The organism is Streptomyces sp. NBC_01410, assembly GCF_045040195.1.
Taxonomy (GTDB): Bacteria; Actinomycetota; Actinomycetes; order Streptomycetales; family Streptomycetaceae; genus Streptomyces.
Genome location: NZ_CP109530.1, coordinates 3,633,684 through 3,660,170, shown reverse-complemented (window position 1 = coordinate 3,660,170; position 26,487 = coordinate 3,633,684). Strand labels below are relative to the sequence as shown.

Sequence of the window (26,487 nt, the reverse complement as noted above, 5' to 3'; positions counted from 1 at the left end):
GGGCCCGTACGGCGAGAGCCGAGCGGGCCCTTCGGCGTCTCGAGACCTAGAGCAGTTTGCGCGCTGCGCGCCTCAGGTCGTACTCATGGATGATCGCTTTGGCATGTCCGTAAGCGAGATCGTGCTCGCTCCGGAGCCAGCTGACCTTCTCCTCGAAGCGGAAGAGGGATGGGCCCTCCTCGACGGTGCGAAGCCAGTCGGAGATTTCACGACCGGTGCAGTGAGGGATTCGGGAGAGCAGATTTCGATGGGTCTCTTCGGAGAAGACTTGGGACATCGGCGCCTCCGGACGCGTTGCGCGTGTGCTCCTTCACGCCACCGTGCCTGAGCGTTCGCGTATTGGCAACAGTGCGGTCTCGGCGCATAGGGTCGCGGGGTGCTTGATACGAGTGAGCTGACGGCCGCGGTCGACCGCTTCGCCGACCGTTTGAGGGCCGCTCCCCAGAGCCGGCTGCAGCGTGGTGCGGCGGCCGAAGGCCTCGCGCTGGCCAGGGAGTTGGCACTGCGTGCCCAGCGCATCGAGACCCCCGGAAGCGAGCCGAGGATCATGCCGGAGGCGGGCCTGTTCGCGGTCGCGGATCAGCTGATGGTGGCCGGGCGAGATTTGGCCGAGGCATTGAGAATGGCCCCGTCCGGTTCCGTGGCGGAGGTTGACGAGGCCGTGAATCTGGTGCGTGAGGCGGTGGGGCGGGCGGGGCTGTAGCCCGGGGGCCCAGCGGGCCCCGTGGAGCCCGCGGGATTGGCCGTCGCGGGCAGGGACCGGGGTTACAGCGAGGCGATGACCCGGTCCGCGAGGATGTAGACGCTCTCCTCGCCGCACGCGAACGTCAGGGCGTACGCGCCAGAGACGCCGGAGCCGCCCAGCAGCACCGGGGCCTCGCCCACCCGCAGCGCCTCGGCGAGCCTCTCGGCGGTCTCGCGGTGGCCGGGGGTCATACACAGCGTCGTACCGTCTGCGAAGACGTACACGTCGAGCGTGCCCAGGGGCCCGGGACGTACGTCCGCGAGCTCCGTGCGCGTCTCGGCGAGCTCCTCCAGGCGGGCAACGGTGCGCTCGTGGTCGGTGACGACCGGGGTCTGGACCGGGACGAAGTCCGGGTGCGAGGGGTGGCGGCGGCGGGCCGCGGCAAGTTCGGGGGAGTCCTCGGCGAACTCCGTCACCTCGGGCAGATCCGCCAGGTCGTCCAGCGCCTCGACCGCCTCGAAGTCCATCGCCTCAAGGCCCACGAAGTCGGCCTGGCGGGGTACGTAGAACGGGGGCAGCTCGTCGCCCGGCGCGGCCAGACCGCCCAGCAGCGACGGTGCGTCCGCGGCGTCGCGCGACTCCTGCGCGGCCCAGAAGGCGCGGGCCTCGGCGAGTTCGCGTTCGCGCTCCTCGGCCAGCGCCTCGGCGACCGCGGCGCGTATCTCGGCGGCGGGGGTGGGACGGGCCTGCGGCACGGTCGCGATACGGCCGGAACCGTGCACGGCCAGCTCGCTGCGCAGGGCCGTGACCTGCTTACGGAGCCCGTGGGCGGCGTGCAGGGCAGCGGCGCCCACGGCGGTGGCGGCGGCCGTGGTCAGCAGCAGGGCAATAGACATGGCGCTCACTGACGTACTCCCGGTTTCAATCGATCCCCCGACTTCCTACATCAGCTTGCGGGGAGCCCGCGCCCCCTGTCAGTGCATTACGTCACGAATTGGACAGGACTTTGTGCCTGGTGTTTAAGCCGAAAGCTGCCCTGACCTGGGGGAACGGCTCTCCCCCAGGAGATAGGTCACATCCTGGGGGAGATTCAGTCACGAGTTGAGTTCCACGCGGGGCCGAAACGCCTCTGCGCTGTCGCTCAGCTGAGGCGCTCGCTCCATTGGTCGCGTTCCGCTTCGCCTCCGCCTCGGGCAAGTGCCGCCTTCGTTCCTCAGGCGACCCTTACCCTCCGCTGCCGTTCAGCTCAGCCGCTCGATGACCATCGCCATGCCCTGGCCGCCACCGACGCACATGGTCTCCAGACCGAACTGCTTGTCGTGGAACTGGAGGCTGTTGATCAGCGTGCCGGTGATCCGCGCACCGGTCATGCCGAAGGGGTGGCCGACGGCGATGGCGCCACCGTTGACGTTGACCTTCTCCAGGTCCAGGCCGAGGTCCCGGTAGGAGGGGATGACCTGGGCGGCGAAGGCCTCGTTGATCTCGGCGAGGTCGATGTCGCCGACGGTCAGGCCCGCCCGCTTCAGCGCCTGCTTGGAGGCCTCGACCGGGCCGTAGCCCATGATCTCGGGGGACAGGCCGGAGACGCCGGTGGACACGATCCGGGCGAGCGGGGTCAGACCCAGCTCGCGTGCCTTGGTGTCGGACATGATCACCAGGGCGGCGGCGCCGTCGTTGAGCGGGCAGCAGTTGCCGGCGGTGACGAAGCCGTCGGGACGGAAGACCGGCTTCAGACCCTGCACTGCCTCCAGGGTGACGCCCGCGCGGGGGCCGTCGTCCTTGGAGACGACCGTGCCGTCCGGGGTCGTCACGGGGGTGATCTCGCGCTCCCAGAAGCCGTTCTTGAGGGCTTCCTCGGCGAGGTTCTGCGACCGTACGCCGAACTCGTCCATGTCCTGGCGCGTCACGCCCTTGAGGCGGGCCAGGTTCTCGGCGGTCTGGCCCATGGTGATGTACGCGTCGGGGACCAGGCCGTCCTCGCGGGGGTCGTGCCAGGCGGCGGCGCCGTTCTCGGCGACGGAGGCGGTACGGGCCTCGGCCTCGGCGAAGAGCGGGTTGTGCGTGTCCGGAAGGCTGTCGGAGTTGCCCTTCACGAACCGGGACACCATCTCGACACCGGCGGAGATGAAGACGTCGCCCTCGCCGGCCTTGATGGCGTGCAGCGCCATGCGGCTGGTCTGCAGGGAGGAGGAGCAGTAGCGGGTGACCGTACAGCCGGGAAGGTGGTCCATCCCCATCTGCACGGCGACGATGCGACCGAGATTGTGCCCCTGCTCGCCACCGGGCAGGCCACAGCCGAGCATCAGGTCGTCGATGTCCTTGGGGTCGAGCTCGGGGACCTTGGCGAGGGCGGTCTGAATGATGGTGGCGGTCAGATCGTCGGCACGCAGGTCCTTCAGGGAGCCCTTGAAGGCCCGGCCGATGGGGGAGCGGGCGGCACTGACGATCACGGCTTCGGGCATCACGGCTCCAGGAGGTGAGCGGGGCGGGTAGGGGGCGCTGTCTGGGAAGTTACCGGTACGTATGGCTGTGGTCACGGGGCGGGGCGTGTGATGCGGGCCTCTTTTCTAAGCGAGCGCTCAGTTGGTGGGCGGGGGTTTGTCCCCCACCCCGCCCCTTCCCGAAACTGGGGGCTACGCCCCCAGACCCCCGGGGTGGCGGGGCCGACGCCCCACACCCCATACTCCTGCGGCTCCGCCGCGAAGCGAAAAACGAGGCGGGGCTGCGCCCCGGACCCGCTGCCCGTCGGCGTCGCGCCGACGGCTTCGCCCCGAATCGTGCGGTCGGTTGGCGCCCTCACCCCGCTCGGGCGGCTTCGCCGCGGACCAGGAGACGCGGCCACCGTTCCTGCGGCGGGCCACTCCGGCACGGAGGGGCGGTGAAGCCCCCATTTCAGGTTGCGCGGGCGGACCCCCGCGCACCGCAGCCCGTCCCATGGGGAGGGGCGGTGCAGTGTCGTCCCCGCGTTTCCAGCGTCCGTGGTGAGCGTGGGCCAGGGGGCGTTGGTGGTTGCTCTCCGGTGGGTGGCTTCGCGGGCGAACCCCCGATTGGCGGCCAACACCGGGTGCCCTTACGAACCCCTCATCGCCGCCGACGCCGAGGAGTCGAGCCCGGAGGCGACCCGGAGCCCGGTGCCGCGCGGCACCGGGCACCCCTGGGCCGCACCACGAACGCCCGCACCGGGCATCCTGGACCGCACCGCGAACACGAACGCCCGCACCGAGCCCCACGGGCTCGGGCGCCGGACCCGCTAGCCCCGCCTCGCCTCCGGGGCCGGAGACGTTTCCGGGGTCGGGGCCGGGGTCGGGAGGCGGCGGCGTCGGCGGTGCTTCAGGAGGGCCCAGGGCGCCCTCGCCGCCGTGACCTCCGTGCCCGCCTCCTTCGCCGCCGTCGCCGCCGCCTTCGCCACCGGGAGCATGTCCTCGTGGCGGTCCGCCTCCAGGCGGTCCGACTCCGGCCAGACGCCGAGCACCGCGCACAGCGTCGGCAGCATCGCCATCGCCGCCGTCGCGTAGCCCTCCGCCGACGGGTGGTAGTTGTCCGCGCCGAACATCTCCCGCGGGTTCGCCGCGAACTCCGGCCCGAGCAGGTCGCCCAGCGACACCGTGCGGCCGCCCTGCTCGACGACCACGATCGTCTGCGCGGCCGCCAGCTGCCGTGAGACTCTTCGCGCCAAAAACCGCAGCGGCTGGTACACCGGCTCGATCGTGCCGAGATCAGGGCACGTGCCCACCACCACCTCCGCACCCGCCGTACGCAGCCTGCGCACTGCGGCCGCGAGATGACGGACGGACTGCGTGGGCGGCATCCGGTGCGTGACGTCGTTCGCGCCGATCATGATCACGCAGACGTCCGGTGTCCGCGTCCGGTCCGCGAGCAGCCCCGTCACCTGCCGCTCCAGGTCGTCCGACTGCGCCCCCGGCAGCGCCACGTTGCGGACCTCCACCGCCCGCTCGGCCACCGCCGCCAGCCCGGACGCCAGCAGGGCCCCCGGTGTCTGGCCTGCCCGCCGTACGCCCTGCCCCGCCGCCGTCGAGTCCCCCAGTACGCCGAGGACCAGCGGATTGCTGCGCCCGAAGGCCAGCCCGTACAACCCGTCGCCGCGCGGTGGAAGAGGGGCCGTGCCCCCGCCCACGGAGCGTTTCGCCAGCTGGACCTCCGCCAGTACAAGTCCCACTGCCGCCGCTCCGAGCAGGCCGATACTGCCGCCCCCGTAGGCCGCGCCCGCCGCGATGCGCCGTGCCACCCTCGCCCTCGACACAGTCCCAGCCACCTCCTCGTAGCTCAGCTTCAGTCATCAGCTAACTGCCCCGTGACAACCGTCGCCCAATCACACGCTGCTCCGCTTAGGCTGGCCGCATACCTACGGAGATCCCGGAGAACATTGTGCGTATCCACCACTCGATGATCAGTCTCGTCGGCAATACCCCGCTGCTGAAGCTGAACAGCGTCACCACAGGCATTCAGGCGACCGTCCTGGCCAAGGTCGAGTACTTCAACCCCGGCGGGTCGGTGAAGGACCGGATCGCGCTGCGGATGATCGAGGCGGCCGAGGAGAGCGGGGCGCTCCAGCCCGGCGGCACGATCGTGGAGCCGACCAGCGGCAACACCGGCGTCGGCCTGGCGATCGTGGCCCAGCAGAAGGGCTACAAGTGCATCTTCGTCTGCCCGGACAAGGTGTCCACGGACAAGATCAATGTGCTCCGTGCGTACGGCGCGGAGGTCGTCGTGTGCCCCACGGCCGTCGACCCCGAGCACCCCGACTCGTACTACAACGTCTCCGACCGGCTGGTCCGCGAGACGCCCGGCGCCTGGAAGCCCGACCAGTACTCCAACCCGAACAACCCGCGTTCGCACTACGAGACCACCGGTCCCGAGCTGTGGGACCAGACGGACGGGAAGATCACCCATTTCGTCGCGGGCGTCGGCACCGGCGGCACGATCTCCGGGACCGGCAACTACCTCAAGGAGGTCAGCGGCGGCAAGGTCAAGATCATCGGCGCTGACCCGGAGGGCTCCGTGTACTCCGGCGGCTCCGGCCGTCCCTACCTCGTCGAGGGCGTCGGCGAGGACTTCTGGCCGACCGCGTACGACCGGACCGTGACCGACGAGATCGTCGCCGTGTCCGACAAGGACTCCTTCCAGATGACGCGCCGTCTCGCCAAGGAGGAGGGCCTTCTCGTGGGCGGCTCCTGCGGCATGGCCGTGGTCGCGGCGCTGAAGGTGGCCGAAGGACTCGGCCCGGACGACGTGGTCGTCGTACTGCTGCCGGACAGCGGCCGCGGCTACCTCTCCAAGATCTTCAACGACGAGTGGATGGCGGACTACGGCTTCCTGGAGGACTCCGGTCCGTCCGCGAGCGTCGCCGACGTGCTGCGCGACAAGGAGGGCGGCAAGATCCCCAGCCTCGTGCACATGCACCCGGAGGAGACGGTCGGCGAGGCGATCGAGGTGCTCCGTGAGTACGGCGTGTCCCAGATGCCGATCGTGAAGCCGGGCGCGGGCCACCCGGACGTGATGGCCGCGGAGGTCATCGGCTCGGTCGTCGAACGCGAGCTTCTGGACGCGCTGTTCACCCAGCGCGCCTCGCTCGGCGACCCGCTGGAGAAGCACATGAGCGCGCCGCTCCCGCAGGTGGGCTCGGGCGAGCCGGTCGGGGACCTGATGTCGGTGCTCGGTGTGGCGGATGCGGCGATCGTGCTGGTGGAGGGCAAGCCGACGGGTGTGGTGAGCCGTCAGGACCTGCTGTCGTTCCTCGCCAAGGGCGGTAAGTAGCACTGTACGAACGCGGTTTCGCACAATCGGTACGCGCGCGACACGTTCGCGCAGCACCCGCTTAACACGCGTCCTGCACAGTGGTGGATGTCGGCAGGGGGACCGGGCAGGGATCCCGGCCGGCACCCACAGCGGCGTCTAGGATTTTCGGAGCGGCTCCCGGACCTCCCAAGACGCCCTGGACGCGGAGACCGGCCCTGACCCGGGACCGTGTCCCACGCGGGGACCGCCGTCGTCCCGCCCCCCGGTTCGCCGGGGGTGCGGCGGTCCCCGCGCTTTTTTGCGCCTGAACCCTCTTTTTGCTCCTGAACCGGCGCCGCTCTCGCGGGCTGGGACCGGTCAGGTCTCCCAGTCGGACTTCTCGCGGCGGCTCCTCAACCACGGCCATCCCCGCGCCGCATGCACCGCGTTCACGCCGACGATTCCGAACCAGGCCACGATCAGGCCCTCCAGGTTCGCGTTGACCACGGCGATCGCCGACAGCGGGATCGCGAGGATCAGCGAGACGATCGCGAAGCCGAAGCGTTCCCCGAAGTTCGCCTCGGCGGACTGCGGCGGGCGGGCGCCGCGGGCCACCACCATCTGCTGCTCGGCGAGCTGGCGGCGCACACGGCGGTCCACCGTGCCGTCGAGCCGCTGCTCGACTTTCTCCAGAAACGATTCGACGAGCGCGGCGTCGTACTCCTCGCCCAACTCGCGGCGGGCGTGCAGGGTGGCGTCGAGCTCCTTCTTGAGCTCAGGGTCGCGGGCTTCCATAACCGTTCACGCTAAGGTCGGGCGGCTGCCGCGTCAGTGGGGCTAGCCCCACTCTTTTCCCCTGGGCTACCTGTAGTGATCCCTTGCCGGGTCTGCATATCGTCATGCAGAGTTGTCGGTGTCTGAATAGGACGTGATGAACGACCTGACGAGGGGGATGGCATGAGCGACAGCCCTGCCGCACGGCTCCAACAGCTCTTCGAGGGCCACCGGCTCACCCCCACTCAGCGCCGGATCGCCCACAGCATGGTCCGCCGGGCCGCCGACGTCCCGTTCCTGTCCAGCGTGGAACTCGCCGAGGTCGCCGGAGTCAGCCAGCCCTCCGTCACCCGCTTCGCCGTCGCCCTCGGCTTCGACGGCTACCCGGCGCTGCGCAAGCATCTGCGGGAGGTCGCGCCCGCGGAGAGCGAGACGGGCCACAACGGGATCAACGAGTACCAGCAGGCGGTGCAGGCCGAGATCGAGAACCTGCGCCATCTCGCCGACCTGCTCGCCGACCCGTCCCCGGTCGAAAGCGCGGGCCGCCTGCTCGCCGCCTCCCGTCCGCTGCCGGTGCTCGGCCTGCGCGCCGCGTCCTCGCAGGCCCGCGGCTTCGCGTACTTCGCCGCCAAGGTGCACCCCGACGTACGCCTCCTCGACGAGGGCGGCACGATGCTCACCGACCGCATCGACGCGGCCCGCCTGGCCGGTGCGAGCGCCCTGCTGTGCTTCGCGCTGCCCCGCCACCCCAAGGAGGTCGTGGAGGCGCTGGCCCACGCGCGCTCGGCGGGGCTGAAGGTGGTGACCGTCGCCGACTCGGCCTTCGCCCCGGTCGCCGGCCACAGCGATCTGCTGATCCCGGCGGCGGTCGGCACGGGCCTGGCCTTCGACACGGCGTGTGGGCCGATGCTGCTGGGGCGGGTGCTGCTGGAGGCGATGTGCGACGACCTGCCGGACGCGCAGGCGCGGCTGGAGGAGTTCGACGCGAAGGCGGCCGCGCGGGGGCTGTTCGTGGAGTAGCGGGACCGGACGGAGGAGCTCCACGGGAGCTCCTCCGTCCGCGAGCGGTCAGACCTCCAGCTCGGCCTCGATCTTCTTCAGCTGGTGCCGGGCCATGGCGAGGTTCGCCCGGTCCTTGTCGAGCGCCAGGTAGAGGAACAGGCCACTGGCCCCCCGGCCCTTCATCAGCCGGATCAGGTGGTACTGCGTGCCGAGCGTGATCAGGATGTCCTCGATGCCGTCCTTGAGCCCGAGCTGTTCCATGGTGCGCACCTTGGCGCGCACCACATCGGTGTTGCCCGCCGCCGCCACGGACAGGTCCAGATCCTTTCCGCCGCCGATGGTGCCGAGAGCCATTCCGCTGGTGTAGTCGACGAGTGCGGCGCCGATGGCACCCTCGATGACAGTGGTGGCTTCCTTGAGAGCGCGTTCGGTGTTGGCCATGGGATGCGCACTTCCTTTCCGTCTGCTGGTTGATCGTGATGGTGTGTCGGTCATGGGTCAGGTGTTCTCCGGTCGGTCGAGGGCGCCGTCCACCAGCTCGCCGATACGGGCGCCGGAGCGTCGGGCCTCGAGGTGGAGCCGGCCCACGTTGATGCGTGGCTCGGCCAGGAGGGTGAGGAGGGCCGAGGAACCCGCCGCGTAGGTCGCGACGTATCCCCGCTCGCTCTGGACCAGCAACTCGCGGAAGCCCCCTTGTCCGGTCGCCTCGGTGAGCCGCAGCGCGACGCCGAGCGCCGCGGCGGCCAGCGAGGCGACGCTCTCCGCCTCCTCGGTGTCCGCCGCCAGTACGAGTCCCTCCGGGCTGGCGGCGAGTGCGCCCGTGAGCTGCGGTACGCGTATGCGAAGGCGTTTCAGTTCTGCGAGCAGGTCGGCCTCGGCCCTCATGAGTGCTCTCCTCTCGGCGCGCAGCCTCAACGCGCGCCTCATGACGGTGGGGAAAGGACCAGGTGGACGGAGCGGTGCCTCACAGGGTTGCCTCCAGTGCGTCGCGCAGCCGTCGGAGCATGGCGGAGTCCAGGACCGACGGGGGCTCGGTGGCGTCGGCGGCGGTGGCGGTGGCGGCGGGCCGACTGGGCAGCGTCGACTTCTCGGGCGTCTCGATGAGCCCGTCGGCGGCCAGCCTCCGTACCTCGATGAGGGTGTTGAAGGCGGGGCGCCCCAGTTCTCTCGCGATGACGGCCGGGGTGCGTACGCCGTCGGCGAGGTCGAGCAGGGACTGCCGGAGCGGGCTGACCGCCCGCGCCGCGGGGTGCGCGCGGCGCTCCACCGGAGCGGTGTCGACCGTGGGGTGGGGCCACACGGAGTCCAGCAGTCGGCCGCGCCGCCTGGCCTCGCGTTCCACGATCTCGGTGGGCACCGGCCGTACCCGGCCGATCCAGTGGACGACCCCGTAGCGGAAGCGGGTCGGCCCGCCGGTCGGCGCGAGCGCGAAGAAGGCCGCGTCGAACAGCGCGCCCAGATGGCAGATCTCCAGCTTGCCCCCGGCGACCTGGCCGCTGTCGACGAGGAAGCGGGCGACCTCGCAGCGCGCGCCCGCCTGCGCGACCGCGTCCGCCCAGCTGTCGGGTCTCAGCAGGCCGGTCGCGGTGAGCAGGACGTCGAGTCCGGGCGCTCGGGGGCTCTCGGCGTGCACGACCTGGCCGTCGGCGAGATACAGGGCGCCGTGGTCGCGTATCAGCACGCCCGTGGCGCGTTCGTCGGCGAGTCTGACGAGCATGGGGGAGACGGCCGCTCTCATGCGAGCACCAGCCCCTCGGCGAGATTGCGCAGCCGTATTCGGGCCAGTGCGAGATTGCCCTGGTCCCGGTCGAGCCACAGATGCAGGAACACGGTGCTGTCGAAGCCGGTCTGAACGAAATGCACCAGGTGGTAGGAGCTCTGGGTGGTGAGGATGAGGTCCTCGACCGAAGGGCCCTTCTCGGTGGCGTATTCGGTGGCCATCCTGGCCAGTTCGGCGGTCTCCGCGGCGGTGGCCTCGTGGTCGTCGCCGGCGGACTCACCGAGGGCGCCGAGCGCGAGTCCGCTGATCCAGTCCACGAGGGACGCCCCGCGCGCGCCCGGCACCGTCATGGCCGCCAGCAGACACTCGTCGATTCCGGGCACGCCGACTCCCTTTCCCGCCACGGCGTTCCGCGCACTGTTGTGCGGCGGTGACGGGGAGACTACGCAACGTGGCCACGGGTGGGGGGAGTTGGGGCATTTTCCAGTGGAACATGCCCCCGTCCCGGTAGGGTCCGGTGCTCAGGTGCGTGCCTGCGTGCCTGCGTGCCTGCGTGCGGCTCAGCGGGTGAGCAGTGCGTCCGGCTGCCCGCCGCCCGACTCGGCGACGATCTCGGCCGGGCTCTGCGCGGCCCGTACGGTCGCGAACCGCGTCGCGCTGTCCCCCTCCGGGCCGGTGGTGAAGCCGTGGATCCCGGGCCGCGGAAGGCTGTTGTAGCCGTAGTGGTTGGAGAAGTAGTACGCGCCGGTGTCCAGCACCGCGATCACGTCGCCCGGCTCCAGCAGAGGCAGCGGACGGGCCTCGGCGAGCAGGTCGCCGGCGAAGCAGGCGGGTCCCGCGACGTCCTGCACGACGTCCGCACCGCTCTTGGGGCGGCCCTTGGAGTCGTACGCGGCGATGCGCAGCGGCCAGGAGGCCGGGTCGTAGACGGTACGGGTGGCGACCTGGACGCCCGCGTGGGTCACCGCGATGGGGCGGCCGCCCGCCGTCTTGGTGTACTCGACGCGGGCCAGGATCGTGCCGTGCTTGGCGAGCAGGGAGCGGCCGAACTCGGTGACCAGGCCGTAGCGCCCGTCCAGCAGGCCGGGCACCTGCTCCTTCAGCAGCCGGGCGTACGCCGCGAAGGTCGGCGTCTGCTCGTCGGACGCGAAGTTGACCGGCAGGCCGCCGCCGATGTCGACGGTGTCGATCTGCTGCCGCCCGGCCGCGGCGTTGATCTCCTCGGCGAGCTCGTACACCGCGCCGACGGCCCGGGTCATGAGGGCGGGCGGCATGCCCTGCGAGCCCGAGTGGGTGTGCAGCCGGGTGAGCCAGGGGCGGTCGAGATAGGCGCGTACGACCCAGTCGCGGGCGCCCTCGTCGCGCAGCGCGACACCGAATTTCGAGGTCGCCGTGGCCGTGGACAGGGCTTCGATCGCACCGCCGCCGACCTGCGGATTCACCCGCAGTCCGAGCGGGGAGCGGGTCGGCGACGCCTCGACGAGGGCGTCGATCCGCGCCAGCTCCTGCGGATTGTCGGCGTTGACCGCGATGCCCAGCTCCAGTGCCTCGCGCAGTTCGGCGGGCGTCTTGGCGGGGGAGTCGAGGACCGTGCGGTCGGGGCGCAGGCCTGCCGCCCGGGCCAGGGCCAGCTCGCCGGGGCTCGCGACCTCCGCGCCGATGTCCTCGTCCCGCAGCAGGGCCAGTACGGGGACCAGAGGCGCGGCCTTCACCGCGAAGGCGTGCAGCACGGGCGCGGCGGTGACGGCGGCGAAGGCGTCCCGCAGGGCGGCCGCGGAGGCCCGGATGCCGGCCACGTCGAGGAGGGCCGCGACGGGCTGCTCCGCACGGAGGAGACCCTGCTCCACCGCTGCTCGTACGGCCTGATCCCGGCGGTCGAAAGCCATATCTGCCAGCCAATCATCCGGGACGCGGTCCCGCAGCTGTTGACTAAGACTATTCAGAGCCTCAGGATATGAATAGAACAGCCAACAGTGATGGTCGCAGTCGCGAGGAGGCATTGCCATGTCAGGACCCCGCCCCGTACGGGCACCGCGCGGTACGGAACTGAGCGCCCTGGGATGGCAGCAGGAAGCCGCCCTGCGCATGCTCCAGAACAACCTCGACCCCGAGGTCGCCGAGCACCCCGACAAGCTCGTCGTCTACGGCGGCACGGGCAAGGCCGCGCGTGACTGGCGCTCCTTCGACGCGATGGTGCGCACGCTGCGGACCCTGAAGCAGGACGAGACGATGCTCGTCCAGTCCGGCCGTCCCGTCGGCGTGATGCAGACCCACGAGTGGGCGCCGCGCGTGCTCATCGCCAACTCCAACCTGGTCGGCGACTGGGCGAACTGGGAGGAGTTCCGGCGCCTGGAGGCCCTCGGCCTCACCATGTACGGCCAGATGACGGCCGGATCCTGGATCTACATCGGCACGCAGGGCATCCTCCAGGGCACCTACGAGACCTTCGCCGCAGTCGCCGCGAAAAAGTTCGGCGGCACGCTCGCCGGGACGATCACGCTGACCGCCGGCCTCGGCGGCATGGGCGGCGCGCAGCCGCTCGCCGTGACCATGAACGACGGCGTCGCGATCTGTATCGACGTCGACCCGCGCGCGATCGAGCGCCGCATCGAGCACCGCTACCTGGACGTGCGCGCCAACTCCCTGGAGCACGCGCTCCAGCTGGCCGTCGAGGCGCGCGACGCCCGCAAGCCGCTCTCCATCGGCCTCCTCGGCAACGCGGCGGAGCTGCTGCCGCGGATGCTCGCGGAGAGCGCGCCGATCGACATCGTGACCGACCAGACCTCGGCCCACGACCCGCTCGCGTACCTGCCGCTCGGGATCGACTTCGACGACATGGCCTCGTACGCGGCGGAGAAGCCCGCGGACTTCACGCAGCGCGCACGCGAGTCGATGGCGCGACACGTGGAGGCGATGGTCGGCTTCATGGACGCGGGCGCGGAGGTCTTCGACTACGGCAACTCGATCCGTGGCGAGGCCCAACTGGCCGGATACGACCGGGCGTTCGCCTTCCCCGGCTTCGTACCCGCCTACATCCGGCCACTGTTCTGCGAGGGCAAGGGCCCCTTCCGCTGGGCGGCGCTCTCGGGCGAGGCCTCGGACATCCACAAGACCGACAAGGCCATGCTGGAGCTCTTCCCCGAGAACGAGTCCCTGCACCGCTGGATCAAGATGGCGGGCGAAAGGGTCCACTTCCAGGGCCTCCCGGCGCGTATCTGCTGGCTCGGCTACGGCGAGCGGGACAAGGCGGGCGAGCGCTTCAACGACATGGTGGCGTCCGGCGAGCTGGCGGCCCCGCTGGCGATCGGCCGCGACCACCTGGACTGCGGCTCCGTGGCGTCCCCGTACCGCGAGACCGAGGCGATGCTGGACGGCTCCGACGCGATCGCGGACTGGCCGCTGCTGAACGCGATGGTGAACGTGGCTTCCGGCGCGTCGTGGGTCTCCATCCACCACGGCGGCGGCGTCGGCATGGGCCGCTCGATCCACGCGGGCCAGGTCTCGGTGGCGGACGGCACGAAGCTGGCGGGCGAAAAGATCCGCCGGGTTCTGACGAACGACCCGGGGATGGGCGTCATCCGGCATGTGGACGCCGGGTACGACATCGCGGAGTCGGTGGCGGACGAGCGGGGCGTGCGGGTCCCGATGCAGGAGGGCGGGCCGGCGTGACCGAGGAGACTTTCCCCCACCCCGCCCCGTTGCGTGACCGGGGCTCCGCCCCGGACCCCGGTCCTCAAACTCCCCCAGACTTCGTCCGGGGGGACCCCCACGGGCCGAACGGCCCGTCCACGCCGGGCGGCGACGCCCCGGCCGGGGCCGACGCCTCGTCGCCGGGTGCGGGCCGGGTTGTGCCCACCCGTTCCGCCCCGCGGAACGAGTGCCCACAACCTGTGGGGCCGGGTGCGGGCCGGCCTGAAGGCAGTTCGGCACGTGGCGGAGCCGACGTGCCCGGGGGGCCGGGGGCGGAGCCCGCCCACGCGGCGGAGCCGCACATGTCACAGTCGGGAAAGGGCGGGGTGGGGGCAGCTCCCTCGTTCCACGCGATGTGGCGCGAGCTCGCGCCCATCGGGCGCGACGCCATCACCCGCGGCTACCGCCGCTACGCCTGGACCGCCGCCGACTCCGACTGCCGTGCCTGGTTCCGGGCGCAGGCCGAATCCCGCGGCCTCGCCTACGAAGTCGACCGGAACGGCAACCAGTGGGCCTGGCTCGGTGACCCCACCGCCGGGGACGCCGTCGTCACGGGGTCGCACCTCGACTCCGTTCCCGACGGTGGCGCCTTCGACGGTCCCCTCGGCGTCGTCTCCTCCTTCGCCGCGCTCGACGAACTGCGCAACCGGGGCGCGGAGTTCACCCGGCCCCTCGCCCTCACCAACTTCGGTGACGAAGAGGGCGCCCGCTTCGGGCTCGCCTGCGTCGGCTCCCGCCTCGCCTCCGGGCAACTCGCGCCCGAGGCCGCGCACCGGCTGCGGGACGGCGACGGCATCACCCTGCCCCAGGCCATGGAGGCGGCCGGCTACGACCCCTCCGCCATCGGCCCCGACCCCGAACGCCTCGCCCGCATCGGCGCGTTCGTCGAGCTCCATGTCGAGCAGGGCCGGGCGCTCGACCTGTCCGGCGACCGCGTCGGCATCGCGTCCGCGATCTGGCCGCACGGCCGCTGGCGGTTCGACTTCCACGGCGAGGCCAACCACGCCGGGACGACCCGTCTCGTCGACCGCCGCGACCCGATGCTGACGTACGCGGAGACCGTGCTCGCCGCCCGCCGCGAGGCCGAACTCGCGGGCGCGGTCGCCACCTTCGGCAAGATCTCCGTCGAGCCGAACGGCGTCAACGCGATCCCCTCCCTCGTCCGCGGCTGGCTGGACTCGCGCGCCGCCGACCAGTCCACGCTCGACACGGTCGTCGCCGCGATCCAGCAGGCCGCGCGCGAGTACGCCGACCGGCACGGGGTGGACCTGACGGTCGTACGGGAGTCCTTCACCCCCGTGGTCGAGTTCGAGCACGCCCTGCGCGACGAGATGAACAAGATCCTCGGCGGCGCCATCCCCGTGCTCGGCACGGGCGCGGGCCATGACGCGGGTATTTTGTCCGGATCGATCCCGACCGCCATGCTGTTCGTACGCAACCCCACGGGCGTCTCGCACTCTCCGGCGGAGTTCGCCGCCGAGGACGACTGCGTGGCCGGGGTGCTCGCACTCGCCGACGTACTGGAGGGCCTGGCGTGCAGGTGACGTACTGGGCGGAACACGTCTGGCTGGACACGCATGTCGAGCCGGGCGTCGCGCTGACTGTGTCCATCAGCGGCTCCGCCGCGGGGTCGGACGGCCGGATCGCGGCCGTACGCACGGGCGTCGAGGCCCCGCCGCAGGGCGCGACCGTGCTGCGCGGACTGACGATCCCGGGCCTGGCGAACGCGCACTCGCACGCCTTCCACCGAGCCCTGCGCGGGACGGTTCAGGTGGGCTCCGGGACCTTCTGGACCTGGCGCGAGGTCATGTACCAGGTCGCGTCCCGGCTGACACCCGAGTCGTACTTCTCGCTCGCCAGAGCCGTGTACGCGGAGATGGCGCTGGCGGGGATCACGGCGGTGGGCGAGTTCCACTATCTGCACCACGCGCCCGGGGGAGCCGCGTACGCCGACCCGAACGCGATGGGCGAGGCGCTCATCGCCGCGGCCGCGGACGCGGGCATCCGGATCACGCTGCTGGACACGGCGTATCTGTCCGCCGGCTTCGGCGAGCCGCCCAGCCAGCACCAGCTGCGCTTCTCCGACGGCACGGCCGATGCGTGGGCCGAGCGGGCGTCCGCCCTCAAGGACAGCGAACACGCGCTGATCGGTGCGGCGATCCACTCCGTACGGGCCGTGCCCGCGGACCAGCTGTCGACCGTCGCGGAGTGGGCGTCGTCCAGGAACGCGCCCCTTCACGTCCACCTCTCCGAGCAGACGGCCGAGAACGACGCGTGCCGGGCGGCCCACGGCCGCACACCCACGCGCCTGCTCGCCGACCACGGCGTACTGGGCCCGCGCACGACCGGTGTCCACAACACGCATCTGACGGACGAGGACATCGCGCTGCTCGGCGGTACGACGACCGGCACGTGCATGTGCCCGACGACGGAACGCGACCTGGCCGACGGCATCGGCCCGGCGGCCGCGCTCCAGCGGGCGGGCTCCCCGCTCTCGCTGGGCAGCGACAGCCACGCGGTCATCGACCTCCTGGAAGAGGCCCGCGCGATGGAACTCGACGAACGCCTGCGCACGCGGACCCGCGGCCACTGGACGACGGCGGCCCTGCTCCGCGCGGCCACCGCGGACGGCCACGCCGCCCTGGGCCGCCCGGACGCGGGCACCATCGAGCCCGGCGCGCTCGCGGACTTCACCACGGTGGCGCTGGACACGGTCCGCACGGCGGGTCCGGTGGGGCGGCTGGCGGCGGAGGCGGTGGTGTTCGCGGGGACGGCGGCGGACGTACGGCACACGGTGGTGGCCGGGCGCCATGTGGTGCGGGACGGCGCGCATGCGTCGGTCCCGGACGTCCCGTCGGCGCTGGCGGAGGCGATTGCGGCGCTGCGGGGCTGACGGGCCCCCTCGGAACAGCTGGCCGGTTCGTGCCGTTCCGGCCGGGTTCCGTGGAGAATTCCGCCACGCCCCGGCCCTGGTGCAGTGGCTGAGTGGATGAGTCACTGCCCCAACCCTTTACCGACGGGTAGTCATGCTCCACTCTGTGGGTGTGCCGGGCCGTTCCGCGGTCCGGCATCGGCCCGCCTGCGCGCGTGCGGCCGCTGTCTGTGTGCCTGCTCTCAGCCCCGAAACCGCCACCCGTCCCAGAGCGAACGCGACCCGCAGCCGGGCCGGTCGCTCGTCGAGGAAGGCAGGAATCGCCTTGTTCGGTATGCACCGCACTCGCAGATCTGTCATGTCCCTGGCGATCATGCTGGGGGTGTGCACCGTGGCCCTCGTGCCGGGGACCGCCTCGGCTGCCCCTCGTTCGGAGGTCTCGGCCACCAGCGCCACGACCGTCGCACCCCGAATCGGGCCGTTCACCGAGCCCGCCTTCGCCGCCACCTGCGACTGGCACCGCTTCGGCGAGGGCGAGATCCCGCCGTGGTGGCTGATGTTCCGCGATCCGCTGTGCGTGGAGTACAGCAAGCGCGACATCACCTTCGACAACGGCGGCGCCCTGCGCTTCCTCATCGCCGAGCCCTCGCGCTTCGCCCTCGCGATGGTCACCTGCCGCTACTACCAGAAGGACCACTGGAGCGTGCAGACCACCACCGGTGCGACGCCCTGGGTGACCTGGGACGGCCAGTACTGGTGGGACAAGACCAGGCAGCGCGCCGGCGCACACTTGACCAACTTCCGCATCCACGGCACGAGCGTCGGCATCGGCGACGCCGTCGCCGCGCTCCGCACCGCCTTCCCGGAACTGGCCGACGTGCTGTCCGACTACGGCAAGGACGCCGGGGAGACGGGACTCACCGTCACCCTTCCCTACGACCTGCGCTGCTCCCTGGCCGGGTGAGCACCGTGTCTTCGCTCGACCGGAGGACGGCCCTCAAAGCCCTCGCCTGGGCCGCCGCCCTGTCCGCCGTTCAGCTCCCGGCCGCCGCCTCCCGGGCTGCGGCCGCCGAAGCCGGGTCCGGTGGGTGGACGGTGCAGACGATGGAGGCGTTCGCCGACACCCTGATCCCCGGCGAACGCCGCTTCGCCGGGGACCTCGCCATCGCCGGAGCCGTCAGCGGCCCCGGCGCCGTACAGGCCGGCGTGATCAAAACGCTGACCTCGCCCGAACTGCCCCTGGCTCCACTGCTTCCGGAGATCGCGGCCCTGCTCAACGCCCGGGCGGTCGCCTACGCCGCCACCCACCTCATCCTGTTGCCGGTCACACTCCCCGCCTTCGTCGGCCTGTCCTTCCGCCACCGGACCGCCCTCATACGCGGACTGTTCGGCCCCGAGGACCCGGACCGCGTCATCTGGCAGATGCTCAGCCTGCTGACCGGTCTCGCCTTCGACACCGCCGCCCACCTCGACACCCGCCAGGCCGAGGCCACCGGCCACCCCGGACTGACCTGGCTGGGCTTCCCGCCCTCCGGCCCCGACGGGCTGTGGCGTTTCCCCGACTACTCCTACGGCAGGGCACTCGCCGCCCTGCACCCCGCCACCACCGCCTCGGGGAGTCCCGCATGAGCGCCGAGACCACGGATGTCCTCGTCATCGGCAGCGGATTCGGCGGCGCGATCCCGGCCTACTACCTCGCGGCCGGGGGCGCCCGCGTCACCGTCCTGGAACGCGGCCCACGCCTGGCCGCGGCCGACTTCACCCACTCGATGCAACTGGGCACGTACAACCGGATCGTCGACGTCATCCGCGGCGACGGCGTCGCCGTGGTCGCGGGCAACTGCGTCGGCGGCGGCAGTGTCGTCTACTTCGCCGCCTCCCTCAGAGCACCGGCCTTCGTCTTCGAACGCCGCGGCGGCCTGGGCCGGCGCATCTGGCCGGCCGCGCTCACCCGCGCCGCGCTCGACCCCTGGTACGACCGCGTCGAGGAGGCGATCCCGGTCACCCGCACCGGCTGGCCCGACGTCTCCTACGCAGGCGGCGTGCTCGCCGCCGCCTGCGCGCGGGCCGGGCACACCTGCAACCCCGTGCCCGTGGCTGTCGACACCGAGCGGTGCACCAACTGCAACTGGATGCTGTCCGGCTGCCGCTTCGACGCCAAACGCTCGATGCTGCTCAACTACCTTCCCGCGGCCGAGGCGCACGGGGCGACAATCCGGCCCCTGCACGAAGTCCAGACCCTCGGCCCCTCCCTGATCCCGGGCCACCGCTACGCCGCCACCTACACCGTCCTCGACCCCGACGACTACTCGTGCACCCTCCAGACCGGCACCGTCCACGCCAAGGTGGTCGTCCTCGCCGCCGGCGCCGTCGGCACCCCTGTCATCCTCCAGCGCTCGGCCCTGCTGCTCGGCGGCATCCCGGCCGCGGTGGGGCGGTACTTCTCCGGCAACGGCGATCGCGTCAGCTTCGCCGATGTGGACGAGAGCAAGGTGCGCTCGGTGCTGGGGCTTTCCCGCCCGGACGGCGTCCCGTACGAGGGGCTGCCGATCGGCCGCCCCATCACGGCGGCGACCTACGACTACCTGGACGCGACGGCACCCGAGTACAGCCGGTTCATGCTCCAGCAGATCTACTTCCCGTCCGTGACCAATGTGCTCGCCCAGGCGGTCGACCCGCCCCACTGGTTCGGCATCCCCAGCCGTGACCTCCGCTCCCGCTGGACCTCCTGGCTCACCCTGCTGGCCATGACCGAGGACGACAACGAAGGCACCTTCGGCACTGTCCTCCCGCTCACCGGAAGCTTCACCCGCCTCGCGCCCGGACTCGGACTGGGCACGATGACCTACCGCCCCACCGCCCGGACCCGCGGGGGCTGGGCCAAGGCGGACGCGGCACTGCGCGCCATTCTGGAGAAGGACGGACTGGCCCGGGTCCGTCCCTGGAGCGAGGACGTCGCCGGGTCCGTGACCGCCCACCCCATCAGCTCGGCCCGCATGGGCGACAGCCCCGGTACCAGCGCTCTCACCGACATCAACGAACTGCGTGGCCACCCGGGGCTGTTCGTCACCGACGGCTCCGCGGTCCCCACCTCTCTGACCGTGAACCCGTCGCTCACCATCGCCGCCCTCGCCGAACGTGCCACGCCCGCGATCATGGACCGCGCGGAGCAGGCGGGGGTCCCGGTCGGGTACGGGGCACCGCTGCCGGTCCCTTAGGTCCTGTTCGGCCGCTGCTCGGGCAGGGCCTCGGCATCCCGCCGCCCCCGGTAGCGACGTACCAGCGCCGGCACCCACGGCGAGACCCCCAGGGCGACCAGCAACGAGAGCAGCGGCAGCCGCCACCACCACGAGATGCTCGCCCCCGGCGAGGGCGGCGTGTCCTCCACCCACGGCCGCGCGGTCTTCGACCAGGCCAGGAATGCGTCACCGATCGGCATCAGCCCGGCCGCGTACCGCTTGGTCCACGGGGTCTCCACCGGCACGCCCAGCAGTTCGCTGAGGTTCGTCAGGCCCTCGGCGAGCGCGCTGTCCCCGTGCACCTGGGCCGCGCCCGCGGTGACCACGGACGCCGACAGGCTGACGCCCAGCGGGAGCGGGCCGGAGTCGACATCGGCCGGGCCGTCCGTTCCCTTCGGGTACTCCCGCACGGCGGGCCCGAGGCCGAGCGGCGCGACGACGTACCGGTCGCGGAAGCGCAGGTACTGCTCACGCGCGAAGGCCGGGTCGATGTCGACGAGGAAGCGCTGGATCATGCTCTGTGAGGTGGCTCTGGCCACCTCGGCCGGTGCGCCGGTGGCGGAGTCGACACGATGCGGGAGCAGCCCCGTACGCGGATCGAGCCGTTCGCGTACGCCCCGGAGCCAGCGGTCGGCCGTCCCGGCGAAGCGAGGCGGCAGCAGCTTGTCGTGCAGCCGCAGCGACGCCATCGCCACCGTGGAGTCCACCGGCCACGCCTGGCCGGGGTACGCGGCCAGGTAGGGCGTCTTCGAGGCCGACGCGTCGAACGCCGCACCCAGCGCCCTGGAGTCGTCGGCGAACCGGCGCAGCTCGGCCGGGTCGCGGTCCGCGGCCGGCTGCAGGCTGAGCACTCCGCCGCGCAGCCAGTTGCCCCAGCCGCGGTAGAAGACCCCGTACGACGGGACGAGGTCCGCGCTGAACGGACCGCGGCCCGCCGGCGAGGCCAGCCGCTCCAGCGCCCATCGCGCCTCCCGCAGCGCCTCGGCGCGCTCGCCGGCCGGTTCGCGCATCCCGATCTCGACCCAGGTCAGGCCGTACAGCGCGTGCAGGAAGAAGTACCCCTCGGGGAACAGCCGCTGAGCCTCGTCACCGGCGCCGTCGTCCAGGGCGGCGCGCAGGAACGTCAACTGGCGCTGGACCCCGGGCGGTTCACCGTTCGTACCCGCGGTGGCGGGAGCGACCAGGCGCACCACACCCACCAGCGCGCAGAGGCTGACGGCACAGGCGATGATCCGGCGCGACCATCGCAGGGCCTGACGCAGACGTACTGCCGATCGCGGTCCTGGCATGCGCACGACCCTATATTCGCGTGCCGAGAGGGCGGGAAGACGGCCGGGGGATACCCCTGTGAAAGCATGGGAGCGTCAAGGTCTGCCCCTGGCCGTAGGGGGTCGGAACCCCACGGAGAGGAACTCATGAGCACCACCCTCATCACCAACATCGGCAGCCTCGTCACCAACGACCCCACCACCGGCGAAGGCCCCCTCGGCCTGATCGAGAACGCCGCGCTGGTCCTCGACGGCGAAACCGTTGCCTGGGTCGGCCCCGCCGCAAGCGCGCCCGCCGCCGACGAGGCCTACGACGCGGCCGGCCGCGCCGCCATCCCCGGGTTCGTCGACTCCCACTCGCACCTCGTCTTCGCGGGCGACCGCACCCAGGAGTTCAACGCCCGCATGTCGGGCCGCGCCTACTCCGCCGGCGGCATCCGCACCACCGTCGCCGCCACCCGCGCCGCCACCGACGAGGCGCTCGAAGCGAACCTCACGCGCTACCTCGACGAGGCACTGCGCCAGGGCACCACGACCTTCGAGACCAAGTCCGGCTACGGGCTGACCGTCGAGGACGAGGCGCGCGCCCTGCGTATCGCGGCGCAGCACACCGAGGAGGTCACCTACCTCGGCGCCCACATCGTCCCGCCCGACTACGCGGACGACCCCGCCGGCTACGTCGCCCTCGTGACCGGCGAGATGCTCGACGCCTGTGCTCCGTATGCCCGTTGGGTCGACGTCTTCTGCGAGAAGGGCGCTTTCGACGGCGACCAGGCCCGCGCGGTACTCACCGCCGGCAAGGCCAAGGGCCTGCACCCCCGCGTCCACGCCAACCAGCTCGGCCACGGCCCCGGCGTGCAGCTCGCGGTCGAGCTCGACGCGGCCTCCGCGGACCACTGCACGCACCTGACCGACGCGGACGTCGACGCCCTCGCGAACAGCGCGACCGTCGCCACGCTGCTGCCCGGCGCGGAGTTTTCCACCCGCGCCCAGTGGCCGGACGCCCGCCGCCTCCTCGACGCGGGCGCGACGGTCGCGCTGTCGACGGACTGCAACCCGGGTTCGTCCTTCACCTCCTCCGTCCCGTTCTGTATCGCGCTGGCGGTACGGGACATGGGGATGACCCCGGACGAGGCGGTCTGGTCGGCGACGGCGGGCGGCGCGGCGGCCCTGCGGCGTACGGACATCGGCCGTATCAAGCCCGGCGCCCGCGCGGACCTCGTGATCCTGGACGCGCCGAGCCATGTGCATCTGGCCTACCGGCCCGGCGTGCCGCTCGTCTCGGAGGTGTGGCGTCAGGGCAAGAGGTGCCTGTAGGTGCCCGGGTGCTCCTTCAGGAAGTCGGCGAAGGACCGCGCCCGGTGGCCCGTCAGCCGCGGTACCGCGTCGGAGACCGTGGCCATCTCGCCCGCCGCGATCGCCTCGTAGGAGGAGATCCAGCCCGCCACTTCGAACGGCTCGGCCCCGTACCCGGCCCGTGACGCGAAGGCCTCCTCGCGCGTCTCGGGCACATAGGTGACCGTGCGCCCGCTGAACCTGCTCAGCTCGGCGGCCACTTCGTCGAGGGAGAGCGAGGAAGGCCCGGTGATGTCGTACGTCGCCCCGTCATGGCCGTCGCCCAGCAGCACGGCGGCCGCGGCGTCCGCGACATCGTCGTGTGCGACGGCCGAGACCTGCCCGTTGCCCGCCGGTCCGCGGATCACCCCGTCGGCTCCGGCCATCGCGGGCAGCCCGGAGCAGTAGAGGCTGTCGCGCAGGAAGGTGTACGCGAGCCCGGTCGCGCGGATGTGCTCCTCCGTGTGCCAGTGATCCCGGGCGAAGGTGAACGTCGCGTCCGCGGCGGCCCCGACGAAGGACACGTACACGATCCGCCCGACACCCGCCGCCACGGCCGCGTCGACGGCGGTGGTGTGCTCACGCACCCGGTCGGCGCTCTCGCGCGCGGAAACGAGGAACAGCGTCTGCGCGCCGTCACAGGCCTGCCGCATCGCCTCGCCGTCCCCGTACGAGGCGTGCGGCGCGACGGTGGTCCCGACGATCGGCGGCACCCGCGCCGGATCCCGTACGAGCAGCCGGGGCCCCGCGCCCTGTTCGGCGAGACGGTGGGCGACCCGGCTGCCGAGGTGGCCGCTCGCGCCGGTGACGGCGATGACTGGAGGCATGGGCGCATCCTCTCGTACTGCCTGGTCCGAGTCGTGGTGCGTGCTCCGAGGCTACGACCGGGACGGCTCGGATCCGGTCAGCCAGGCTCCGGCCGCGGAACGGACGTACGCGCCTCACGCCTCCCGCAGTTCGGCCACCACCCTGATCGCCTCCGCCGTGAGATCGGCCGGGCAGCCCCAGTAGTCGTAGATACCGCCGCGCCCGCGGTTGCTTCCGCAGACGACGAAGACGCCCGTGCCCAGCCGCGCCTTGAGGTGGGTGGCCAGCCAGCCGACGAAGCCGCTGTTGTCCGCGCCGTCGGGGAAGTGGAACGAGAAGATCCCGAACCGTTCGGCATCGCCGCCGTCTCCGGTCGCGGGGACCAGCCGGCACCAGCTGTCCGCGTCGCGGACAACCGCCAGCGTGTCGGCGGTGAGCGCCGGCGGCCGGTCGGCCGGGAACTCCTCGAACGACCAGATGCCCTCCTGGATCACGAACTCGGCCTCCACGAGCACGCGTTGGAGGCGCTCCTCGGCCTGCTGGGCGGTCTCGACGCTGACACTGACCATGAGCGCGCTCCTCGATACCCGGGATCCGTACGCCGGACCCGTCTCCGGACCGAGGCTAACGCTCGGGCTGTGGCGGCAGCGGCTGCGGGTTCAGCGCCGCGGCTTCCTCCTTTCCCGTCAGGGCGTTGAGGATCAGGACCACGCTCGCGGCCAGCACCCACGCCGCCAGCAGAATCGGCGTCAGCCACGCGCTCCACGGGCCCGCCAGGGACAGCACCGCCACGACGAGGCCGGCCCAGCCGAGCCATGCCGGGATCGCGTGGGTCTCCTGGGAAGCGCGCCAGACCGCGAACAGCATCACCGCGGCACCCACCATCGACGCGATGATCGCGCCGTACGCCGTGTTCAGCAGCAGGATCGCGATGAGCGAGGTCTCCGGGAGCACCGGGAAAACGTCGGAGGTGCGCACCGTGATCGCGAAAATGTTCCCGGCGAGAGCCCCGACCAGTAGGAACGCCGTGAAGACCGTGCCGCCCACCAGCACCAGATGCGAGCGGTTCCCGGCCAGTCTCGACAGCGCGACCAGGAACCACATGAACAGCAGGCCCGCCGCGAGGAGGATCAGTGCCAAGGCTTCCGACTGGTCCTGGTTGCTCTCCTTGAGGTACCAGAGCACGACTGTCCTCAGTGCGTCCGTCCCCGTGACGTCGGGTGTAAACGTCCACAGCACGTACCCCGCGATGAGCAGCCCTCCGGCCGCCAGACCGGCGATACCCGGCCACAGGTCTCTGTGCTGGGCGGGCTGGACGGGTTCTGCGTTCTGCGACGCCATCATCGTGCCTCCCACGGGAGCATCCCCGAGCAAAGGTCCTTGCCCCATTTTCTCACTCACGGCCGAGTCGGCACGGCGTGGCACAGTGGACCGGTGAAGACCATCGGGCTGATCGGCGGCATGAGCTGGGAATCCAGCGCGGAGTACTACCGGCTGCTCAATGAGCTCGTACGCGAGCGTCTGGGCGGGCTGCACTCCGCCAAGTGCGTTCTGCACTCGGTGGATTTTGCCGGGATCGAGGAGCTCCAGGTCGCGGGCGACTGGGAGCGCGCCGGTGAGATCCTCGCGGATGCCGCACGGGGGCTCGAGGCCGCCGGCGCGGATCTGCTGCTGATCTGCACCAACACCATGCACAAGGTGGCGGGCCAGGTGGAGGCCGCCGTCTCCGTGCCGCTGCTGCACCTCGCGGACGCCACCGCGGATGCCGTACGGGCCCAGGGGATCACCCGCGTCGGGCTGCTCGGGACCGCGTTCACCATGGAGCAGGACTTCTACCGCGACCGGCTGGCCGGACACGGGCTCGATGTGCTCACGCCCGACGCCGGGGGACGTGCGCTGGTGCACCGGGTGATCTACGAGGAGCTGTGCCTCGGTGTCGTACGGGAGGAGTCCCGCGCCGCGTACCAGGACGTCGTCGCCGAGCTCGTCGCGGCCGGGGCGGAAGGCGTCGTACTCGGGTGCACCGAGATCGAGCTGCTGATCGGGGAGAAGGACAGTCCCGTGCCGGTCTTCCCGACGACCCGGCTGCACGTGGAGGCGGCGGTGGACGCCGCCCTGGGCGGGCGCTGACGCCCGCCCAGAACAGTCTCCTCAGGCCCGGGGGCGTACTGGCAGCTCCTGCACGCTGTTGCCCACGAAGCTCGCGTGCCGCGGCAGATCGGACTCGGCCATCGCCAGATCCAGCTCGGGGAAGCGCGTGAACAGCCGCTCCAGCGCGATCGTCGCCTCCATCCGCGCCAGCGGTGAGCCCAGGCAGTAGTGCGGCCCGTGGCCCAGCGACAGATGCCGTGCGCCGCCGCTCCGGGTGATGTCGAAGCGGTCCGCGTCCGGGCCGTGCGCCGCCTTGTCGCGCCCCGCTGCGGAGTAACCGGCAAGCACCGGCGTGCCCTTGGGGATCACCGTGCCGTCGAGAGTGAGGTCCCGGGTCGGGTAGCGGAACGGGAAGAAGCTGACCGGGCTGTCCCAGCGCAGCGTCTCCTCGACCACGTCCGACCAGGAAGCCTTGCCGGACTGCACGAGCTCCAGCTGGTCCCGGTGCGCGCACAGGGCGCGTACCGCGTTGGTGATGAGGTTCAGCGTCGTCTCGTGCCCGGCGATGATCATCAGCAGCAGGGTGCCGATGAGCTCGTGCTGGCTGAGCCGGTCGCCGTCCTCCTCGCGGGCCGCGATCAGCGCGCTGGTCAGATCGTCGCCGGGGCTCTCCATACGGGTCGCGGCGACCGTCCCGAGCACGGCCACCAGCTCACGGTTCGCGGCCACCGCCTCCTCGGGCCCGATGGACGTGCTCACCACCTGGTTCGACAGATGGTGCAGCCGGTCCTGGTGTTCGGCGTCGACCCCGAGGAGTTCGCAGATCACCCCCATCGGCAGCGGCATCGCGAAGTGCCTGCGCAGATCGGCGACGCCGTCGCCCGCCCGCGCCGCCTCCTCCAGGCCGTCGAGAAGCTGCGCCGTCACCGTCTCGATCCGGGGCCGCAGCTCCTCGACCCGGCGGGCCGTGAACGCCTTGCTCACCAGCGAGCGCAGCCGCCGGTGGTTCGTGTCGTCGGCGGTCGTCATGCCCTGCACGGTCGCGAAGGTCTTCAGCGGCCAGCCGTCGGGTATCTCCCCGTCGCGCAGCGCGGTGAAATGCTCGGCCCCCTTGGCGACATCGGGGTGGGCCAGGAACTCCTTGAGCGCGTCGTGGCCGAGCACCGCCATGCCCGCCACATCACCGGGGAGCACGACGGACGCGACCGCGCCCTCGGCGAGGAGGCGGGCATTGTCCGCGTGCGGGCAGCCGCCGGCCGGGTCCATCC

General features: G+C 71.7%; 27 protein-coding genes. 12 read left to right on the top strand and 15 right to left on the bottom strand.

The window, feature by feature from the left end; all coding sequences use genetic code 11:
• Positions 1-46 precede the first annotated feature (46 nt).
• On the bottom strand, positions 47-277 hold the full coding sequence (locus tag OG741_RS16650; RefSeq protein ID WP_328677057.1) for a DUF4287 domain-containing protein: 231 nt from the start codon (positions 275-277) through the stop codon (positions 47-49).
• Between the two features lie 99 nt (positions 278-376).
• Between OG741_RS16650 and OG741_RS16645 the strand changes: the two genes are divergently transcribed.
• A complete protein-coding gene (locus OG741_RS16645; protein ID WP_405598601.1) occupies positions 377-703 on the top strand; it encodes a hypothetical protein in 327 nt (108 codons plus the stop codon).
• 62 nt (positions 704-765) lie between these two features.
• On the opposite strand, the gene OG741_RS16640 is transcribed toward OG741_RS16645, so the two are convergent.
• Positions 766-1,581, bottom strand: a complete 816-nt coding sequence (locus tag OG741_RS16640; protein WP_405605609.1) for a hypothetical protein — start codon at positions 1,579-1,581, stop codon at positions 766-768.
• 345 nt (positions 1,582-1,926) lie between these two features.
• Positions 1,927-3,147 carry an acetyl-CoA C-acetyltransferase gene (locus OG741_RS16635; RefSeq protein ID WP_405598599.1) on the bottom strand — a complete coding sequence of 407 codons (1,221 nt, stop codon included), beginning with the start codon at positions 3,145-3,147 and terminating at the stop codon, positions 1,927-1,929.
• Between the two features lie 543 nt (positions 3,148-3,690).
• Between OG741_RS16635 and OG741_RS16630 the strand changes: the two genes are divergently transcribed.
• A complete protein-coding gene (locus OG741_RS16630) occupies positions 3,691-3,939 on the top strand; it encodes a hypothetical protein (protein WP_405598597.1) in 249 nt (82 codons plus the stop codon).
• Here the strand turns inward: OG741_RS16630 and OG741_RS16625 are convergent.
• On the bottom strand, positions 3,936-4,931 hold the full coding sequence (locus OG741_RS16625; protein WP_405605607.1) for an SGNH/GDSL hydrolase family protein: 996 nt from the start codon (positions 4,929-4,931) through the stop codon (positions 3,936-3,938). The two genes, OG741_RS16630 and OG741_RS16625, sit on opposite strands and share 4 nt — an antisense overlap.
• A gap of 140 nt (positions 4,932-5,071) precedes the next feature.
• Here OG741_RS16625 and OG741_RS16620 point away from each other — a divergent pair, with 140 nt between their 5' ends.
• A complete protein-coding gene (locus OG741_RS16620) occupies positions 5,072-6,460 on the top strand; it encodes a cystathionine beta-synthase (protein WP_405598595.1) in 1,389 nt (462 codons plus the stop codon).
• A 339-nt stretch (positions 6,461-6,799) separates the two neighbouring features.
• Here OG741_RS16620 and OG741_RS16615 read toward each other — a convergent pair whose 3' ends face one another.
• Positions 6,800-7,216: a hypothetical protein gene (locus tag OG741_RS16615; protein ID WP_266475795.1), complete on the bottom strand. Its 417-nt coding sequence runs from the start codon at positions 7,214-7,216 to the stop codon at positions 6,800-6,802.
• Between the two features lie 162 nt (positions 7,217-7,378).
• Between OG741_RS16615 and OG741_RS16610 the strand changes: the two genes are divergently transcribed.
• A complete protein-coding gene (locus OG741_RS16610) occupies positions 7,379-8,215 on the top strand; it encodes a MurR/RpiR family transcriptional regulator (RefSeq protein ID WP_405598593.1) in 837 nt (278 codons plus the stop codon).
• A gap of 48 nt (positions 8,216-8,263) precedes the next feature.
• Here OG741_RS16610 and OG741_RS16605 read toward each other — a convergent pair whose 3' ends face one another.
• From OG741_RS16605 to OG741_RS16585, 5 genes are all read right to left on the bottom strand, one after another.
• Positions 8,264-8,638 carry a hypothetical protein gene (locus tag OG741_RS16605; protein WP_266475798.1) on the bottom strand — a complete coding sequence of 125 codons (375 nt, stop codon included), beginning with the start codon at positions 8,636-8,638 and terminating at the stop codon, positions 8,264-8,266.
• Positions 8,639-8,695: 57 nt separating this feature from the next.
• A complete protein-coding gene (locus OG741_RS16600) occupies positions 8,696-9,124 on the bottom strand; it encodes a roadblock/LC7 domain-containing protein (protein ID WP_266475800.1) in 429 nt (142 codons plus the stop codon).
• A 37-nt stretch (positions 9,125-9,161) separates the two neighbouring features.
• Positions 9,162-9,935 (bottom strand): transcriptional regulator, encoded by a 774-nt coding sequence (locus OG741_RS16595; RefSeq protein WP_405598589.1) that lies wholly within the window; start codon positions 9,933-9,935, stop codon positions 9,162-9,164.
• Positions 9,932-10,300, bottom strand: a complete 369-nt coding sequence (locus OG741_RS16590; RefSeq protein ID WP_405598586.1) for a hypothetical protein — start codon at positions 10,298-10,300, stop codon at positions 9,932-9,934. Before OG741_RS16590 ends, OG741_RS16595 begins: the two co-directional genes overlap by 4 nt.
• Positions 10,301-10,477: 177 nt before the next feature.
• Positions 10,478-11,803 (bottom strand): diaminopimelate decarboxylase, encoded by a 1,326-nt coding sequence (locus OG741_RS16585; RefSeq protein ID WP_405598584.1) that lies wholly within the window; start codon positions 11,801-11,803, stop codon positions 10,478-10,480.
• A gap of 118 nt (positions 11,804-11,921) precedes the next feature.
• Here OG741_RS16585 and hutU point away from each other — a divergent pair, with 118 nt between their 5' ends.
• The 6 genes from hutU (at position 11,922) to OG741_RS16555 (ending at position 19,697) form a co-directional block, all read left to right on the top strand.
• Positions 11,922-13,586, top strand: coding sequence for a urocanate hydratase (gene hutU, locus OG741_RS16580; RefSeq protein ID WP_266475806.1), 1,665 nt, complete (start codon positions 11,922-11,924; stop codon positions 13,584-13,586).
• Between the two features lie 323 nt (positions 13,587-13,909).
• On the top strand, positions 13,910-15,151 hold the full coding sequence (locus OG741_RS16575; RefSeq protein WP_405598581.1) for an allantoate amidohydrolase: 1,242 nt from the start codon (positions 13,910-13,912) through the stop codon (positions 15,149-15,151).
• Complete coding sequence (locus OG741_RS16570) at positions 15,142-16,500, top strand: formimidoylglutamate deiminase (RefSeq protein ID WP_405598580.1); 1,359 nt, start codon at positions 15,142-15,144, stop codon at positions 16,498-16,500. The genes OG741_RS16575 and OG741_RS16570 overlap by 10 nt, the downstream gene beginning before the upstream one ends.
• Positions 16,501-16,837: 337 nt before the next feature.
• Positions 16,838-17,443, top strand: coding sequence for a hypothetical protein (locus OG741_RS16565; protein ID WP_405598579.1), 606 nt, complete (start codon positions 16,838-16,840; stop codon positions 17,441-17,443).
• A complete protein-coding gene (locus tag OG741_RS16560; protein ID WP_405598576.1) occupies positions 17,440-18,108 on the top strand; it encodes a DUF5987 family protein in 669 nt (222 codons plus the stop codon). The genes OG741_RS16565 and OG741_RS16560 overlap by 4 nt, the downstream gene beginning before the upstream one ends.
• Positions 18,105-19,697, top strand: coding sequence for an FAD-dependent oxidoreductase (locus tag OG741_RS16555; protein WP_405598574.1), 1,593 nt, complete (start codon positions 18,105-18,107; stop codon positions 19,695-19,697). Before OG741_RS16560 ends, OG741_RS16555 begins: the two co-directional genes overlap by 4 nt.
• On the opposite strand, the gene OG741_RS16550 is transcribed toward OG741_RS16555, so the two are convergent.
• On the bottom strand, positions 19,694-21,007 hold the full coding sequence (locus OG741_RS16550; protein ID WP_405598571.1) for a hypothetical protein: 1,314 nt from the start codon (positions 21,005-21,007) through the stop codon (positions 19,694-19,696). The genes OG741_RS16555 and OG741_RS16550 overlap by 4 nt on opposite strands.
• A gap of 126 nt (positions 21,008-21,133) precedes the next feature.
• On the opposite strand from OG741_RS16550, the gene hutI reads away from it, so the two are divergent.
• Positions 21,134-22,303: an imidazolonepropionase gene (gene hutI / locus OG741_RS16545; protein WP_405598569.1), complete on the top strand. Its 1,170-nt coding sequence runs from the start codon at positions 21,134-21,136 to the stop codon at positions 22,301-22,303.
• Here hutI and OG741_RS16540 read toward each other — a convergent pair.
• The 3 genes from OG741_RS16540 to OG741_RS16530 form a co-directional block, all read right to left on the bottom strand.
• Positions 22,282-23,148, bottom strand: a complete 867-nt coding sequence (locus OG741_RS16540) for an NmrA family NAD(P)-binding protein (protein ID WP_405598568.1) — start codon at positions 23,146-23,148, stop codon at positions 22,282-22,284. The genes hutI and OG741_RS16540 overlap by 22 nt on opposite strands.
• A 114-nt stretch (positions 23,149-23,262) precedes the next feature.
• Positions 23,263-23,697: a DUF6196 family protein gene (locus tag OG741_RS16535; RefSeq protein ID WP_405598566.1), complete on the bottom strand. Its 435-nt coding sequence runs from the start codon at positions 23,695-23,697 to the stop codon at positions 23,263-23,265.
• A 55-nt stretch (positions 23,698-23,752) separates the two neighbouring features.
• Entirely contained in the window at positions 23,753-24,484 is a 732-nt protein-coding gene (locus OG741_RS16530) for a hypothetical protein (RefSeq protein ID WP_405598565.1), read from the bottom strand.
• A gap of 78 nt (positions 24,485-24,562) precedes the next feature.
• On the opposite strand from OG741_RS16530, the gene OG741_RS16525 reads away from it, so the two are divergent.
• Complete coding sequence (locus tag OG741_RS16525; RefSeq protein WP_405598563.1) at positions 24,563-25,258, top strand: aspartate/glutamate racemase family protein; 696 nt, start codon at positions 24,563-24,565, stop codon at positions 25,256-25,258.
• 21 nt (positions 25,259-25,279) lie between these two features.
• Here the strand turns inward: OG741_RS16525 and OG741_RS16520 are convergent, their stop codons facing one another.
• Positions 25,280-26,485, bottom strand: a complete 1,206-nt coding sequence (locus tag OG741_RS16520; protein WP_405605605.1) for a cytochrome P450 — start codon at positions 26,483-26,485, stop codon at positions 25,280-25,282.
• Positions 26,486-26,487: the final 2 nt, after the last annotated feature.